Below are 13,984 nucleotides of genomic sequence, written 5' to 3' on the forward strand. Positions count from 1 at the left end.
CGGTGACCCCGCAAGCACTCCCCCGTCCCGAGAGAGAGAACGACCATGGCCCGCCCCCACTCCGCCAGCCGCACCACGAGCGAGCAGCGCACTGAGCACGCCGAGCAGTACTCGGCCGGAGCGCGCTACGCGTCGGAAGCGTTCGGCACCTTCCTCCTGGTCGCCGGCGGCGTCGGCACCGCGGTCTTCGCCTCCGCCTTCCCCGACTCCGGCAACGCGCTCGGAGTCGGCTTCCTCGGCGTCGCCCTCGCCTTCGCCTTCGGCCTCACCGTGATGGCCGGCATCTACGCCGTCGGCCACATCTCCGGCGGCCACTTCAACCCCGCCGTCAGCATCGGCCTCGCCATCGCCGGCCGCACCGAGTGGAAGCACATCCCCGGCTACATCGTCAGCCAGATCCTCGGCGGACTCGTCGGAGCCGCAGTGGTCTTCCTCGTCGCCGCCGACGGCCCCGCCGGCTACCTCGCCGCCGCCCGCGACTCCGGCTTCGCCTCCAACGGATACGGCGCCGCCTCCCCCGGCGGCTTCGGCCTCGGCGCGGTCCTGCTGACCGAGATCGTCCTGACCGCCGTCTTCGTCGCCGTCATCCTCTCCGTCACCGCCAAGAGTGAGTACAAGGCCGTCGCGCCGCTCGCCATCGGCTTCACGCTGACCCTCGTGCACCTGATCAGCATCCCGGTGAGCAACACGTCGGTGAACCCGGCGCGGTCCATCGCCGCCGCGGTGTTCGCGGGGCCGGATGCGCTGGGGCAGGTGTGGGTGTTCCTGGTCGCGCCGATCGTGGGAGCTGCGATCGCGGGGGTGGGGACGAAGGTGCTGAACCGGCGGAAGTAGAAGGGTGACGGCGCGCGCCGCGACGGGCTCCCTCCCTCGCGCAAGGGCACACTGACGCTCCCGACGCACCTCGAACGACAATCGGATGACCCGCGCTCCGTCAGCAGGGTGGCGGTGTGAGTAGAGCAATCACGATCCGGCTGAATCGGCTGATGCAACACGCGAAGGCACCAACTTGCCCCTCGGCTCACTCGAGGCGCATCCTCACCCCAGAGCGCTCGACTACGGCCTTGCTCCCCGGGCGCCACGACGCAGAGCTTGCAGCTGCGGGATCCCAGCAGCGACGGGCGCGTCGAGGTGCAGCCGAGCGCAACGATCTATCGGACGTGCGCCCGAGGCCAAGCAACTGTGGTGCGGCTCCGCCTCAAAGACCCCCTCGCGAACCCAAAGCGAGACGTCCCGCCACGAGACGCCTTGCCGAGACAAACGTGCGCCCGAGATCCGACGAGCGCTCGGGCTTCCCCCGTGAGGCGACCGCGAGTCCCAGGAAGCTAATGCTTTCCAAGCCATCCACTGGCGCTCACTGCGGAGCACCAGAAGTTCCGTCGGCCTCTTCGCTTCCATACCCGGTCTGTGCGCCGCTAGGCTCGGGCGCGGGTTCGCACCACGCTTTACCTTCCAAGCCTCCGTACTCAGGAGCCGAATCGCCGTGGACGGTACGCGCGCGGCCTGGCGCCGACCGTCGGCACCCCGCACTCAACGCTTGCCCGTCACTCGGTAGTCTCATGGGTACGCACTGCAGTCGATGGAGGCCACATGCACCTGGACGAGCCACTGGGTGAGTCGCACGAAACCACGACGCCAGACGATGAATACCAGACATCTCAACCTCTCCCTGCTGTGTCAGTCGGAGACGCGTACGACCGCGTAGCTCGCTTGGCACCGTCGACGGTCGACTGCGTAGTAACAAGCCCTCCCTACTGGGGCCTCCGCTCATATGGTCACGAGCACGACGAGCAGGTGCTCGACAAATGGGCATCGGCGCACCCCAACATTCCAAAGGCCGGCCTCGCCAATCACGCACCCGGATACGACTGGTACCGAGCAAACGGCGGCGTTCTCGGGTTAGAGCCCTACCCACAGTGGTTCGTTGGGCACCTAGTAGAAATCTTCGAACGTCTCAAGCCAGCCATCAAAAAAACTGGAAGCGTATGGGTAAACTTAGGCGACACCTACTTCGCCCGGTGGTCAAGTATTCGCTCTGACGGCAGGCAGGGGCTTGGTGCGGGCGGGCGCACACGACGCAGAACGCCGTCGGGCGGCGCGTTCGTTGATAAACAGCTTCTACTGATTCCGTCCCGCTTCGCCATTGCAATGCAAGACGCGGGATGGATATTGCGAAACGATGTCATCTGGGCGAAGACATCCGTCCCACCCCGCGCCGAGGGCGACCGACTGCGCCTCTCCCATGAGCACCTCTTCCACTTTGTGCTCCGCCCTTCAACAGGAAGAGCGAAATACTACTACGATCTGAGCGCAGCCGAGCCGGGCGCAAACGATGTAATCCGCGTGAACCCTCACCGCGGTACAGGCGGCCATAGTGCGACCTTCCCTGTCGATCTGGTACGTCCTCGAATTGAAACGTCGTCGCCGCCAGCCGGCCTTGTCCTTGACCCGTTCTGCGGCACGGGAAGTGCTCTGGAGGCAGCCATACTTGCTGGTCGAAGGGCGCATGGGATCGAGCTTTCTGAAAGCTATGCAACTACTGCCCGTCGAAGAGTGCGTCTAGCAAAAGAGCGCCGACTCGCAGGGGACCTTCGATGACTGAGAGTAAGCGCGACGTTCGCCTGCAAGAGACGATAAGAAAGATATCGAATATTGACCCGCGCAACTTGGAGGTCTTGTCTCCGTCCCGCACCGCCGCACTCACCACAGTCCTCCAAGCGCATCTCGAGAGCGAACCGCGTGATCCCATCGACATGATCGCGGAGCTATTTTTACAACAGGCTCAGAACTAATGCGTATAACGTTCGAGACGATCGGGGGCTCACTTCGAGTCATCCCGGAGATACCGGATATTCGTCTTGCTCGTCTGGAAGGTCGAAACGGGATCGGAAAGTCTCTGGCCGCGCGGCTGCTTGAACTCGTTGCAGGGGAACTTCCCTACGCTGGCCTCCCCAGAGCGTGGAGTAGCTTGGTCGAACAACTCGGTCAAATCAAAATCAACTTTGAGCCAAGCACCGGTCCTCTGATAACAGTCCTGCTGGACAGCAGCACTTGGAACTCAGCTGATCAAGCCAGCGCCGCACGCAACCCCGGGCAAGCTTTCATAGATGGCACTGAGGTCGACTGGCCAACCCTTCGATCAAAGATCCAGGTTCGACGGGTCGCAGGCGATGAAACTTTAGGAGAGACAATCGGCCTGGCGCTTCATCAACGCGCACAAGAGGTTGCGCACCGGGCTGAGGCAGTGAATCGCCTGACAACCAGGTGGTCTAACGTCTGGGCTGGCCTTTTGGGGACACCGCAAATCTCCGCCCGCGAAGGCCTCGCTCTCATCGATCGGTCTTCACGCCTCGAGCGCGAACGTGAGGAGCTTGACGAGCGACGAAGGTCACATGAAGAAGGGGCCGAGCGCGCAAATCAAGCGCTCTCGGACCTTCAAGTTCTCGAGCGAATTGACGCCCGACTAGCATCGCTTCGAGAGTACGAGGATGCTTGGACCCGACGCTCAACTCTCAAAGACGATATTTCTCGCCTGGAAGAACAGTTACTCAACAGTCGGAACGCGGGCCTGTTAGGCTCGCGCGATGACTTCGCGAAATTAGCGCGTTTGGTACGATTACGGACCGATGCATACACTCGTGCGCATTTCGACGAGGCCGAAGTCTTGCGCAGTTTGGGACTCCGCGAGAGACCATCGCGCCTACAAGCAAACAGGATGCTTACTGACGCAAGAACAGACCGAGCAGAGCTAGAAAAAGCAAAAAAGACTCAATATGCGGCGGGTTCCATCCGCGAGGTGACAGTAGCGGTAGAACGAACACTACTGACTCTACCCAACGACCTTCATGATGAGGTAGTGGTAGAGCTTGATCGCGAAATCACCGCCAGTGAATTGATACAAGGTCTTTCCCGTCGTCGGTCTTCATTGCGAGATGTGCCTAAATCCGATGCAGTCATAGCGATAGAAGCCGAGCTAACCAAGCTATCCGTTCGGATCCGTCTTCTCGAATCCTTTCCGCAAATCGTCTCCGCGGTGGACCGAAAAAGCGAGAATCTCGAAAACGCAAATAAAGCGCTCGACGAGTTTCTTCAGCTGTCCGAAAGTGAGCGCCAAGAACGTGATTATGTCACTTCGGCACTAACTGACAAACGAGATCAGTTCGTTGCTGCGACAAGTGAGGCGCTGCTTGCTGTCATGCAGGTGCGCGCCGCGGCGGGTGTTGACTCGGTCACCGATAACGCGTCGCAACTAATTTACTCGGCTGAGAGCGACCAGGACGAGGCAGATCAGGCCCTCGATGACTTGGGCGACCGGCTCATCCACCCGGACGCATTGAAACAGGAGATAAACGCGGTCGTATCCTCGAAACTTGAAGCGCTCGGATTGCAAAACGTTACTCTCGACCTGGAGACTTGGCGAACCAACTTGCCAGCGCGCATGACGGAGACGATGTCCGACGTGCTCAACACCCAAAGACAGCTTGACGCCACGATTGCGCTGGAGAGGGATCACAACGCCGAGCTAACCCGCACCCGAGCGGAAGTGCGATCTCTGCGCTCACATATCTCAGCGTTTGCGAACTCGCTGGCTACCTCACCTGGTTGGGGCACGTTGCGAGAAGCAGTTGCCCCGTGGATGAAGAAACACCAATGCTCGCTTGATGATCTGCCTGATCTCGCGGAAAGCTTAACCGTCAACCTCGACGCGCCTAGTTTGCTCCCAAAAGAAGCAATACTGATTGAACTCGTCGTTTTTATCGGCGACTTGATCGAAGAGCTTGAAGATGCGGCGTCCACTGTGAGAGACCGGTATGCGACCGCGACAGCCTTCCTGCAGCGCGAAGCGCACAATTTGGCGCCAAGGCTGGTGCATCAGGACGCTCAACAGTGGCATTTGAGCAATCTGAACGACACGTCGCTCGGACACCATCTCAGCAGGTGGGTCGAAGGAGAAGTGAGCGATCTCCTGTCGCAAGACGTATTGCGTCGAGAGCTGTTCGACGACGCAAGCGAGGTTGACTACGACCTCGAGGGACGAGCGGTGGTCTGGCGTTCCTCAGACGGCAAGCGTCGACGTCGGCCGCTTGAAGCATTCTCATCAGGTGAACAAGTATTCGCGTATACGAGAGCGAAGCTAGAAACGCTAAAAAACTTGTCGAGCCGGGCCGAATATGTTTTGGTATTCCTCGACGAGTTTGGAGCGTTCGTTGCAAGAGATCGCTTCGGCCAGCTGATGCAATATGTTCGCTCCGATGTACTTGGCACAATCGCGAGTCAGGTCGTTGTCATGCTTCCTAGCAGCGACAACCAGGTCGAGTTCGAGGCGAGAACACAGACCGCCCTTTTCGCAGCGTCGGATTACGTTGTGGAATCGCTCGCCGGCGACATTGAGAGGGCCAAGTAGTGCAAATCTTTGGAGTTTCTGACGAATTGACGTCACTAGAGGCCACGTCGCTTCGCCACGCATTAGATATGGTTCTCACCGTACAGTACCGAACAATCAAAAGCGAAGCGCGCGAGTTGAAGCTGCGCACTATAGACGATCTCCTCACGTCACTGTCCTTTCTGCGCCGGTGGTTCGATCCGATCGCGAGCGGCAAACGATTGCGAGAAGAGGTGAGCCGACTATCTAGCGTTCGCCTAGATGCCTCCATTCAGCAGGAAGAGCTGTTTCTAGCTGTTGGTGCAGACCGCTGGCTGGTTACTCCTGAGGGCGTGGTAGTTCTCTGGTTACTTCTGCAGGCAAGAGAAAGCCCGTACGAACCCGGCATCGTAAAAATGCCATCCGCGGAAATTCAGATGAACGCACTCGCAACGCTCACTTCAGTGTACAAAGAATGGAATCAGCAACGGATTCGTAGCGTCACTGGTCTCCTGCAAGAAGAGACAGCGACCCTTCGGCCGACGGCGGCGGGCCTTCTCTTCGTACTCTTGGTGAATCGAAACACTGACCGGTCGCGCCGACTGCCGGCTCCTCGCAATCAAGCTGAGTCAGACGAAATATCTCGGGCAATTGCGATACCCACTTTGTCGTTTGCTCATGCTTTATCTAAGCAGGACAAGGCAACTGAGCGGGGTTTAGATTTGTATCGAGGCTGGGCTCTCGGTGAAATCGCGCGTCGCTTCGGTCAAGGTCTGCATCAAGGAGACGAAGGCATATGGATCGACCCAGAGTGGGAGTTGGCGGCAAGGCTTAGATTGCGGCAAGCCCTTGTTGGGCGAGAAGCAGCACTCGTAGCGGTCGACAGTGCACTAACCGCCTACCAGAGCGTTCGGCCGGTTTTGAGCGCATTGGGCGTGGCCTTCGAGCGCCCTTCAAATACTCTGCGTCTGCGGGCCGAGCTGTTGCAGTGGACAGACGGCGAAAGGGTGTCAGAACCTTGAATACCGCGGATGTGCTCGAATGGTTGCAAGCGTCCTTGAAATCTCATGCTGCGCGCGAGCAATCAAGTAGCCCTCGAATATTGTCTGTATGGCTCGCTGAGCGTGAGAAGTGGATGCCTCTAATCAGCGAGGCGCTTCGTGCTGAAGACGGCGTGCTTCTTGATTCGTCCGGGGCGGGTGCGGATTGGGTCGAATCCGGTGATCTATCAACTGATGCCCCCAAGATGATAGCGGCGATCAATATTCTGCTCGACAGCTTCAATGTCGACTATCCAGAGGCTGCTCTCAGCCTAGAGGTCGATTCCGACCGAGCTCGCGTTGTTGGTGCGCAGGACTACGACTCGGCAAACGCTGCTCAGCAGACGATTCGCGACATTGTTACCAGCTTGTGTACGGATCTCCTTCGCGAGTCCGATCTGGTCGCGTTCGCCTACTCTGAGGCCTCGTTAGAACATAAACACACAAGAGTTATATGGGATCTCGTCAACGACCTTCCGACCTTGCTTGGGATGTCAACGGGGACAACCTTGCTCTTGTCATGCGAAGGGCAACTTCACGTCGACATTCATTGCAGCGGTGATCCGAGTTTGCTCGCTAGAATTGCGAACGACGGCATTGGGTGGCGAAATGTCTGGAGAAAGTCAGCTCTTCCGCTAAGGACAATATCGCGGCACGATGAGTCTTCAATGCCCTTATTCGTATTGTTCCTCGGCGCAGGCGCCAGTGTGGGCTTCGGGTTGCCATCGGGTGATAAATTGCGTAATGAAGTGTTAAGCCGATTGATGGAGCAGCCTGTCGATGAGAGCACCTTCAATATTGTGGCTCACGAATGGTGGGCTGATCTGGCTGCAAGTGGCCAGCTGAGCCCGATTGAGATTGCAGTGGGTGAAGAATCTTTTGTGGATACTTTAACCCTCGAGACAGTTCTCGAACATGAGCAACAAGAGGAGTCGCAGAGGTTTTCTAGTTCCCTGGTCGGCTTCGCAAAAATGCACGACAGGATTATAGCTGCAATTACAGAAAATCGAGTGGGAGATGATCCACTCAGGAGCCTTGTTAGTTTGAAGCGGCGCTTATTGCTGATCACCGTGAACTTCGATCAAGTTATTGAAGCCAGGTGTGAAGCCGGAGACGTGCAAGCTTTTGCGACGGAAGAAGAACTCAAGGCGTTCCCCGCGGCCCTTGACACATATCTCGAGAATGGCGGGCCCGTGCCGCTACTCAAGTTGCACGGGGACATCACTAAACCCGAAACTATTGTCGCGAATATCAGTCGCACTTCCGCAGGCTTGAATGAAGCGCGATCGACTGCGATCCGCAGCGTGGTTGTTAGAATGGAGGAATCCAGCGTTCGTCCGTGGTGGTACGTGGGCTATAGCATGCGGGACCGGGACCTTGACACCGTCTGGAAGGATCCGGTGTTTTACAAGTTTCACGAGCGTTGGGTTTCTCCGTTTATCGATCCGAATGTCATGGCCTTCGTGCAGGCCTCTCGCCTGCAAGGGTGGAAGGATCGGCAGCTTAACGTCGATGACTATACAGATCGATTCATCACCTGGACAGCGGATGATTTTTTCCGGCAGTTATACGCTGCTGTTGGACCGAAATGGAAGGAGTCCGGTCATCGCCAGAACGTTTCTCCAAGCGATGTGCCGACAGCCTCCTGACGCATATGTGTCGACAAATTCTTTCTTTTCCAACGTGAAATGGTTTACGTTACGACTGGTTCGAGCGGTAGCGACCAGTTGGCCGGTTTTTCGACGGCGCGGCCGTCGCGGTCAGTGAATACGTAGAAGTAGAACGTGGAGAGCCGCTTGTCGTCGTTCCCCGACAGTGCCCCTGCCGCGTAGAGCCCGCCAGCCCAGGACTCCCCCACGACGGCCTGCGCCCAGGCGGCGTACTCCTCGGGGCCGAGGATCTCGGAGTTGCCGACGAGGAGATTCGAGCCCTTCACGGACACGCTGACGAGTGAGAGCGTCGGGTCGACGCCGGAGTCGGGTTCAAGGTCGGCGGCGGGGCCGCGGTCCATGATCACGGACACCTCGGCGCGTCGGTTGCTCAGTGAGCGTCCGCGGAGGTGGGGCATGTCTCGTGCGCGAGCTCGTGCGAGCTTGGCTGCCTTGGCGTCGGGCAGCCCGGGGGTCGCGGCGATCCGTTCTCCTGCGTCGGTGAACAGTCGGCGTTGCATCGTGCGGATGTCGCGTTCGTGCTTGCTGGTGATTTTCCGGACGAGTACTGAGACCATGCCCGGATCATAGGGGCGACCGCGAACTGCGTCCGGCCAGTAGTCGCATGCAGATTGAGCTGGGCGCCTCTCCTGCGGATGTGCTGGAACTGGGTCCGGTGGCGCTGATCTTCGTGCTCGCGCCGGTCGTCGCTGCTCTTCAGCGTCTTGGCCGTCGTCGCTGCCGTCCGCGCGCATCGCTCGCGGAACGATGACGAGAGTTGATAACCGCCAACCAGATGAGGGAGTGCGGTGGACACGCTCAGAACCCGGTGGGAGGGTGAGCGCATGTTGAAGCCTCGCACCAAGCTCGCGCGCGCAGCACTAATTTCTAACGGCTTGGTGTGGTTCGGCTTGTCGTCGATGCTTTCGCGGTCGCCGGCGAGCAAACCTTTGCGGCGTTCACTGGAGAGTGGTTCAACGTCCTCGGATGGGTACTGCTCATCGCCGTGGCCGTCGGCCTAGCGGTCGTCGGCGTGATTGAGAACCGGAACATCCGGGCGGGGAAAACGTACAAGCCGCGCCCTCGCCGCTGATCACCGCTCGAGCGCGGGCGGCCGTTTCACGCGCGTGACCGGGGGGTCGAGGGGGCTCTCCCCCTCGTGCGGGCCGGCCCGTTTCGGGTCGGCCCGCACGCACCTGTTCAGAGCGCGATCGTGCGGAGCATGAGCACGGTGGAGCCGATGGGGGTTCCGAAGTCGGTGTAGTCCTGGGTCGCTCGGCGGTTGCTGATGAGGTCGAGGGCGACCAACTCCTCCTCCGACTCGTCGGTCATCGGGTCGGGGTCGTCGTCCCACGCTCGGAGCACGGTCCGGTCGGCGTCGAGGACTCGCCAAAGTCCCCACACTCCGGCGACGGGACCGGTCGTCTCGTACTTGAACACGAGAGCGGTCGCGGTAGGCCAGCCGTGCGCGGCCGCGGCGACGATCAGCGCACGCGCGGCCGTGGCGATCGCGTCGGGGTCGCCGGAGGCGGTGGCGGCGTCGACGGCGCCTTGCGCGTCGCGCAGCGCCGGGGTGTGTCCCCACATGTCGACGTCGACGGCGGGAGTCGTGGTGGTGGTCATGGTGGGCCTTTCTGCAGAGTCGAGGCGGGAGGGCGGGGACCGGCGGCTGCCGGTCCCCGCGGAGAGGGCTAGCTGAGGCCCGCGGCGTCGGCTGCGGTGGTGTCGCCGGTGACGACCTGCTCGACCGGGGAGAGCGCGTAGCCCCAGGCCGCGAGCTGGCGGAAGTGAGCGGCGGCGCGCTCATCTCCCCGGCGCCACGACTCCCTGCTCGTGTTCGCCTCCTGCCCTGCGAGGACGACGGCCAGCGCGACGAGGCGGGCCTTCGCGGGGTTCGCCTCGACCAGCGCGCCGAGAGCGTCGGCGTGGTAGCCGGAGGGCTGCGTGATCCCGAGGAGGGTGTGCGCGAGGGCGTTGCCGTCGCTCATCCCGGAGGACACCGAGAAGCGGTGCACGGTGAGGCCCAGGGCAATTACGCGGTCCGCGTCCTTTGGGAGGGTCTTGCGGGAGAGGAACGAGGCGATCCACTCGCGGCGAACCGTCTCGGCCGCGTTTCACGCCTTGTTGTTGGTGATGAGGATGCGCCGCTCGGCCTTCTGCTCGTCGGTCATCGGGCCTGCGGTGTTCCCGCCCTCCTTGCGGAAGCCCGCAGCTCGCGGGTCGGAGAGGTAGTAGCTGAGATCGGCGCTCTTGCCGGTGAACACGACCCGCACATATGAGGCGCGTCCCTCGACGTTCTCGATATCGGCGGCGTCCACGCGGGAGCCGTCCTCCATGCGGAGGTCGCGGATGCTGGTGTGGCTGGTGTAGCCGTAGTAGACCTCGCTGTCGAGGATCGCGAATCCACGGGCGGTCAGCTCGGCCTCCGCAGGGGCCTTGGCCTGTGCGCAAGCTCGCTCGTCGAGGGCGCGCTGCGCGGAGCGGTGTGGTTCGCGGACGCTAGATCGGGGAACTGATCGTTCTCGCTGGTCCGCTGGACGATCCGGACCGCAGTCGTCTCGTCGCCCTCCGCGATCTGGACAGGGATGGTGGCGGGTCCGGCCTCGCGGGTCGCTAGCGAACGGCGCTGGCGGGCGGTACTTTCGACGCCACGAGCGTTGACCGTATCCAGCCGAACCGCCTCCGCATAGGCGGCAGGAATGATTCCGCGACTAGGCGAAGAGACGCAGGGCGACTCGATCCGATGACTCTGCTGATCCCGATGACCGAGGTCGGCGTCGCGGTCGGAGACTGGTTGACCTCAGGGCCGAGCTTCGCTCCGATCGTCCTGGCGGTGCGAGCCGTCGCCTCGGTCGTCACTCTGCGCCGGCACGACGCGACGTCCTACCTCTCCGCCGCAGTGGCGAAGAACCTGATCGAGGCGCCGGAGAGCCGGGCGGTGACGGTCGGTCTGCGGGACTGCCTCACGGCAGCTCCTGTCACGACCCGCCCATTTACAAGCGGCCAGGGATCTGCCACCCCCGCTTCGGTACCGTCTCCCCCATGCCCGACCTCACTCCCGACGCCCCCGAGGTCGCCGCCGAGCACCTCCGCGCGGAGCTGCAGCTGCGGCGCTTCGGCCGGCTCCGCCTCACCATCGACATGGCGCTGGGCAGCGGGTTCCTCGCGCCCTACGACCTCGTCGTCGTCCGCCTCGACACCGGAGCCGAGATCATCCGCGTGAAGGCCGACCTCACCGACCCCCACTACCTCCTCGGGCAGGTCGAGCTCGACCTCGAGACGAAGACGGTCGCCGAGTTCCTCGAGGAGTGGCGCCCCGCCTGACCGGGCCGGCACGGCCGCGATCCCGCCGACGAGGACAGCACGGCGCCGAGGCGACCGGAGCAGGACGGCGGAGATCCGCACCCCCTCGCCTCACGGACCCGCGGGAACCCTGTCCCGCTCCTCGTCCGCGACCACCACCGGCGCCCACGCACCCCGCGCCGGCCGCCCCGCCCACCACACGTATAACCCGGCTGCCACCACCGCGCCTCCGGCCGCGACCGCCCACCACGGGATCCCGGCGACGTCGGGCGACTCCCCCGCCGCGTCCACGTCCGACTGCGGCGTCGGGACCACCCGTTCGCCGGTGACGAGGATGCGGTGGGTGTTGATCCCGAGCGGGGTGCAGGTGACTAGGGTCAGGAGGTCCTGGCCGGGCTGCACGAGGAGGCTCTGCGTGTCCTCCGGCTCGACGACCAGCGTCTCGCGCACGCGATAGGTGACCACCTCGCCGTAGACCTCGATGGTGAAGGTGTCGCCGACGTCGACGCGGTCGAGGTGGGTGAAGAGCTCGGCGGAGGCGAGGCCGCGGTGGCCGGTGAGCACCGAGTGGGTGGAGGGGCCTCCGACCGGCAGGGCGGTGCCCTCGAGGTGGCCGACGCCGCGCTCGAGGACGGCGTCGCTCGTGCCGTGGAAGATCGGCAGGTCCACGTCGATGGCGGGGATCCTGATCCGGGCCATCAGTCCCTCGGCGTCGCCGCGCAGGAGGGAGGAGTAGCGCTCGCGGTCGGCGACCTGCTCGTCGTCGGCGAGGGGGAGGCGCTCGTTCGCGGCGACGGCCGCGCCGCCTCCGCTGAGGCTCTGGTTGTAGGCGCGGGCCTCGACGAGGTTCTGCCGGAGGGTCTCGGCGCCGAGGTCGGTGATGTCCTGCGTGAGGGAGTCGATCTCGCGCGCCTGCTCGACGGCGCTGAGCCAGCTGGCGGCGACGGGGTACAGCAGCAGCGCCACTCCCGAGAGGCTGATGAGCGCGATGACCAGCGGGGCGATCGGCAGCCGCCACCGCGGTCGGCGGTGGAGCAGCCGCCTGCTGGGGAACTGGTCGGAGACAGAGGAATGCGGGGCACCCGACGGGTGCCCCGCATTCGACTTCGTCATGGTGTGACGTTACTCCGCGGTCTGAGCAGCCAGCGCGGTGCGGCGGCGCGAGGCGATCAGGCCCGAACCGATCGCGAGGGCGAGGAGCGCGCCTCCACCGAGGGTGAACCACTGCGCGCCGCCACCGGTGAGGGGCAGGGCGAACGCCGGCACCTGGGTGTGGAGGAACTCGACGTAGTTCTGGATCGGCGCGGTGGCCGAGCTCGGTCCGGCGACGACCTGCGTCAGCACCTGGGCCGGGGTGGGCAGACGGAATCCGGCGGGCGGGGTCAGCTCGCGGACGTAGTAGTTGCCCGGCGTGATGATCGGGATCTCGACGAAGCCGTTCGCTCCGGTGGTCCAGTTCTGGTTGCCGTTGATGAACACCGGGTTCTGGCCGAGGTTGGCGTCGTTCTCGGTGAGGAACACCTGGTAGACCGCACCCGCGAGCGGCACGCGGTTGGCGCCGTTGTTCTGGTAGGCGTACACGGTCAGCTGACCGATCGGGGTGCTGCCGGTGACCGTCTCCGTGGCCCCGTTCACGACGCTCGTCGCCGAGTTGGTGATGATGCCGTTGGCCGGGATGGCGGTGGCGCGGGTGAGCACCGTGAGGGTGACGACGCCGCCCTGCAGGCCCTGGAGCTTCGTGAGGCCGGACTGCAAGAAGTTCAGCGTCACGTTCCGGGTCGCGGCGTCGTAGCCGAGCGTGTAGTCGGTGTTCGCGATGAACGCCGGTGCGGGCGCGGTGCCCGCGGCGCTGGTCACCGTGATGCCGGTGGGCGCGACGCCGGCCGGGCCGGTCGGCAGGTAGGTCAGCTCGGCGGGGAGCGTGTCGGTGAGGGTGAACGTGTCCAGCGTGTCACCGGCGGCGAGCACCGGGACGTCCGAGGCGATGGCCCAGCGGATGAGGTCGGGGTTGCGCGCCTCGACCGAGTTCGCCGCCGCGGGGACGCGCGTCTTGGTGAGCTCCGTGACCGCGTTCTTGGGGTAGACGTGGACGTCGTAGATCCACTGGTTCGCCGGCGCACCGGTCGGGCCCGTCGGGAACGGCAGGGTCACGAGGAACGGCGCCGCGCCGTTGGTCGCTCCGGCGGGGAGCTGGGTCTCGGTCACGAGGTAGAGGCCGAGCGGCATGCTCGCGCCGTTGTTGAACACGGCCTCGCCGTCCGTGCCGCTGGTGGCGGTGAAGGTGTCGGCGGCGGTGACACGGGTCGCGGCGGTGCCCGGGGTCAGGTTCGCGACCTGGTTCCAGCCGTCGGGCGTGGTGAGGTCGACGCCTTGGACGCGCGCGGCGGTGAACACGGCGCCGGGCAGCGCGTCCCCGGGGACCGTGATCTCCTGGCCGGTGCCGATCGCCTGGCCGTTGTTGGAGCCCAGCGCGAGCTTGTGCACGGTGAGGGTGCGGCTGATGGTGGGGTCGATGTTGCCGGGCAGCGTGACCGCTGACGCCGGCGCGACGGCGGTGAAGACCGCCGCAGCGCTCAGCGCGAGGACGCCGGCTGCGGCGGCGAACCGCCTGGTGAGTGAGCGGGACATGT

General features: G+C 63.4%; 14 protein-coding genes. 8 read left to right on the forward strand and 6 right to left on the reverse strand.

Annotation, left to right across the window (positions count from 1 at the left end; genetic code table 11):
- The first annotated feature begins 45 nt into the window (after window positions 1–45).
- The 5 genes from aqpZ (at window position 46) to C5D09_RS17080 (ending at window position 8,051) form a co-directional block, all read left to right on the forward strand.
- Window positions 46–834, forward strand: coding sequence for an aquaporin Z (gene aqpZ, locus C5D09_RS05400; protein WP_104268783.1), 789 nt, complete (start codon window positions 46–48; stop codon window positions 832–834).
- 756 nt (window positions 835–1,590) lie between these two features.
- Complete coding sequence (locus tag C5D09_RS17975; protein ID WP_104268784.1) at window positions 1,591–2,598, forward strand: site-specific DNA-methyltransferase; 1,008 nt, start codon at window positions 1,591–1,593, stop codon at window positions 2,596–2,598.
- A 370-nt stretch (window positions 2,599–2,968) separates the two neighbouring features.
- Window positions 2,969–5,404, forward strand: coding sequence for a hypothetical protein (locus C5D09_RS17070; RefSeq protein ID WP_146085603.1), 2,436 nt, complete (start codon window positions 2,969–2,971; stop codon window positions 5,402–5,404).
- Entirely contained in the window at window positions 5,404–6,384 is a 981-nt protein-coding gene (locus tag C5D09_RS17075; protein ID WP_146085604.1) for a hypothetical protein, read from the forward strand. Before C5D09_RS17070 ends, C5D09_RS17075 begins: the two co-directional genes overlap by 1 nt.
- An 11-nt stretch (window positions 6,385–6,395) precedes the next feature.
- Window positions 6,396–8,051, forward strand: coding sequence for an SIR2 family protein (locus tag C5D09_RS17080; protein WP_146085605.1), 1,656 nt, complete (start codon window positions 6,396–6,398; stop codon window positions 8,049–8,051).
- A gap of 44 nt (window positions 8,052–8,095) precedes the next feature.
- Here the strand turns inward: C5D09_RS17080 and C5D09_RS17085 are convergent, their stop codons facing one another.
- Window positions 8,096–8,629: a hypothetical protein gene (locus tag C5D09_RS17085; RefSeq protein WP_146085606.1), complete on the reverse strand. Its 534-nt coding sequence runs from the start codon at window positions 8,627–8,629 to the stop codon at window positions 8,096–8,098.
- Window positions 8,630–8,676: 47 nt separating this feature from the next.
- Between C5D09_RS17085 and C5D09_RS17415 the strand changes: the two genes are divergently transcribed.
- Together C5D09_RS17415 and C5D09_RS17090 are read left to right on the forward strand one after the other, a co-directional pair.
- On the forward strand, window positions 8,677–8,823 hold the full coding sequence (locus C5D09_RS17415) for a hypothetical protein (protein WP_181135008.1): 147 nt from the start codon (window positions 8,677–8,679) through the stop codon (window positions 8,821–8,823).
- Between the two features lie 129 nt (window positions 8,824–8,952).
- On the forward strand, window positions 8,953–9,144 hold the full coding sequence (locus C5D09_RS17090) for a hypothetical protein (RefSeq protein ID WP_146085607.1): 192 nt from the start codon (window positions 8,953–8,955) through the stop codon (window positions 9,142–9,144).
- Window positions 9,145–9,251: 107 nt separating this feature from the next.
- On the opposite strand, the gene C5D09_RS05425 is transcribed toward C5D09_RS17090, so the two are convergent.
- The 3 genes from C5D09_RS05425 to C5D09_RS05435 all read right to left on the reverse strand — a co-directional run bounded on the left by C5D09_RS05425 (window position 9,252) and on the right by C5D09_RS05435 (window position 10,369).
- On the reverse strand, window positions 9,252–9,674 hold the full coding sequence (locus C5D09_RS05425; protein WP_104268788.1) for a hypothetical protein: 423 nt from the start codon (window positions 9,672–9,674) through the stop codon (window positions 9,252–9,254).
- Window positions 9,675–9,742: 68 nt separating this feature from the next.
- Window positions 9,743–10,039 (reverse strand): hypothetical protein, encoded by a 297-nt coding sequence (locus tag C5D09_RS05430; RefSeq protein WP_146085608.1) that lies wholly within the window; start codon window positions 10,037–10,039, stop codon window positions 9,743–9,745.
- Window positions 10,040–10,165: 126 nt separating this feature from the next.
- Window positions 10,166–10,369: a hypothetical protein gene (locus C5D09_RS05435; protein WP_146085609.1), complete on the reverse strand. Its 204-nt coding sequence runs from the start codon at window positions 10,367–10,369 to the stop codon at window positions 10,166–10,168.
- Between the two features lie 724 nt (window positions 10,370–11,093).
- Here C5D09_RS05435 and C5D09_RS05440 point away from each other — a divergent pair.
- Window positions 11,094–11,375 (forward strand): hypothetical protein, encoded by a 282-nt coding sequence (locus tag C5D09_RS05440; RefSeq protein ID WP_104257763.1) that lies wholly within the window; start codon window positions 11,094–11,096, stop codon window positions 11,373–11,375.
- Between the two features lie 90 nt (window positions 11,376–11,465).
- Here C5D09_RS05440 and C5D09_RS05445 read toward each other — a convergent pair whose 3' ends face one another.
- Together C5D09_RS05445 and C5D09_RS05450 are read right to left on the reverse strand one after the other, a co-directional pair.
- Window positions 11,466–12,467, reverse strand: a complete 1,002-nt coding sequence (locus C5D09_RS05445) for a class C sortase (RefSeq protein WP_219813049.1) — start codon at window positions 12,465–12,467, stop codon at window positions 11,466–11,468.
- Window positions 12,468–12,476: 9 nt separating this feature from the next.
- On the reverse strand, window positions 12,477–13,982 hold the full coding sequence (locus C5D09_RS05450) for a SpaH/EbpB family LPXTG-anchored major pilin (RefSeq protein WP_104268791.1): 1,506 nt from the start codon (window positions 13,980–13,982) through the stop codon (window positions 12,477–12,479).
- Window positions 13,983–13,984 lie beyond the last annotated feature (2 nt).

This window comes from Rathayibacter sp. AY1C9 (assembly GCF_002932315.1).
GTDB lineage: Bacteria > Actinomycetota > Actinomycetes > Actinomycetales > Microbacteriaceae > Rathayibacter.

Excerpts from the sequence above, each read along its gene's own strand:
- C5D09_RS17975 (WP_104268784.1), top strand. The coding sequence starts at position 1,591 with ATGCACCTGGACGAGCCACTGGGTGAGTCGCACGAAACCACGACGCCA.
- C5D09_RS05440 (WP_104257763.1), top strand. The coding sequence starts at position 11,094 with ATGCCCGACCTCACTCCCGACGCCCCCGAGGTCGCCGCCGAGCACCTC.
- C5D09_RS17085 (WP_146085606.1), bottom strand. The coding sequence starts at position 8,629 with ATGGTCTCAGTACTCGTCCGGAAAATCACCAGCAAGCACGAACGCGAC.
- C5D09_RS05450 (WP_104268791.1), bottom strand. The coding sequence starts at position 13,982 with ATGTCCCGCTCACTCACCAGGCGGTTCGCCGCCGCAGCCGGCGTCCTC.
- aqpZ (WP_104268783.1), top strand. The coding sequence starts at position 46 with ATGGCCCGCCCCCACTCCGCCAGCCGCACCACGAGCGAGCAGCGCACT.
- C5D09_RS05425 (WP_104268788.1), bottom strand. The coding sequence starts at position 9,674 with ATGACCACCACCACGACTCCCGCCGTCGACGTCGACATGTGGGGACAC.
- C5D09_RS05430 (WP_146085608.1), bottom strand. The coding sequence starts at position 10,039 with ATGAGCGACGGCAACGCCCTCGCGCACACCCTCCTCGGGATCACGCAG.
- C5D09_RS05445 (WP_219813049.1), bottom strand. The coding sequence starts at position 12,467 with ATGACGAAGTCGAATGCGGGGCACCCGTCGGGTGCCCCGCATTCCTCT.
- C5D09_RS17415 (WP_181135008.1), top strand. The coding sequence starts at position 8,677 with ATGCAGATTGAGCTGGGCGCCTCTCCTGCGGATGTGCTGGAACTGGGT.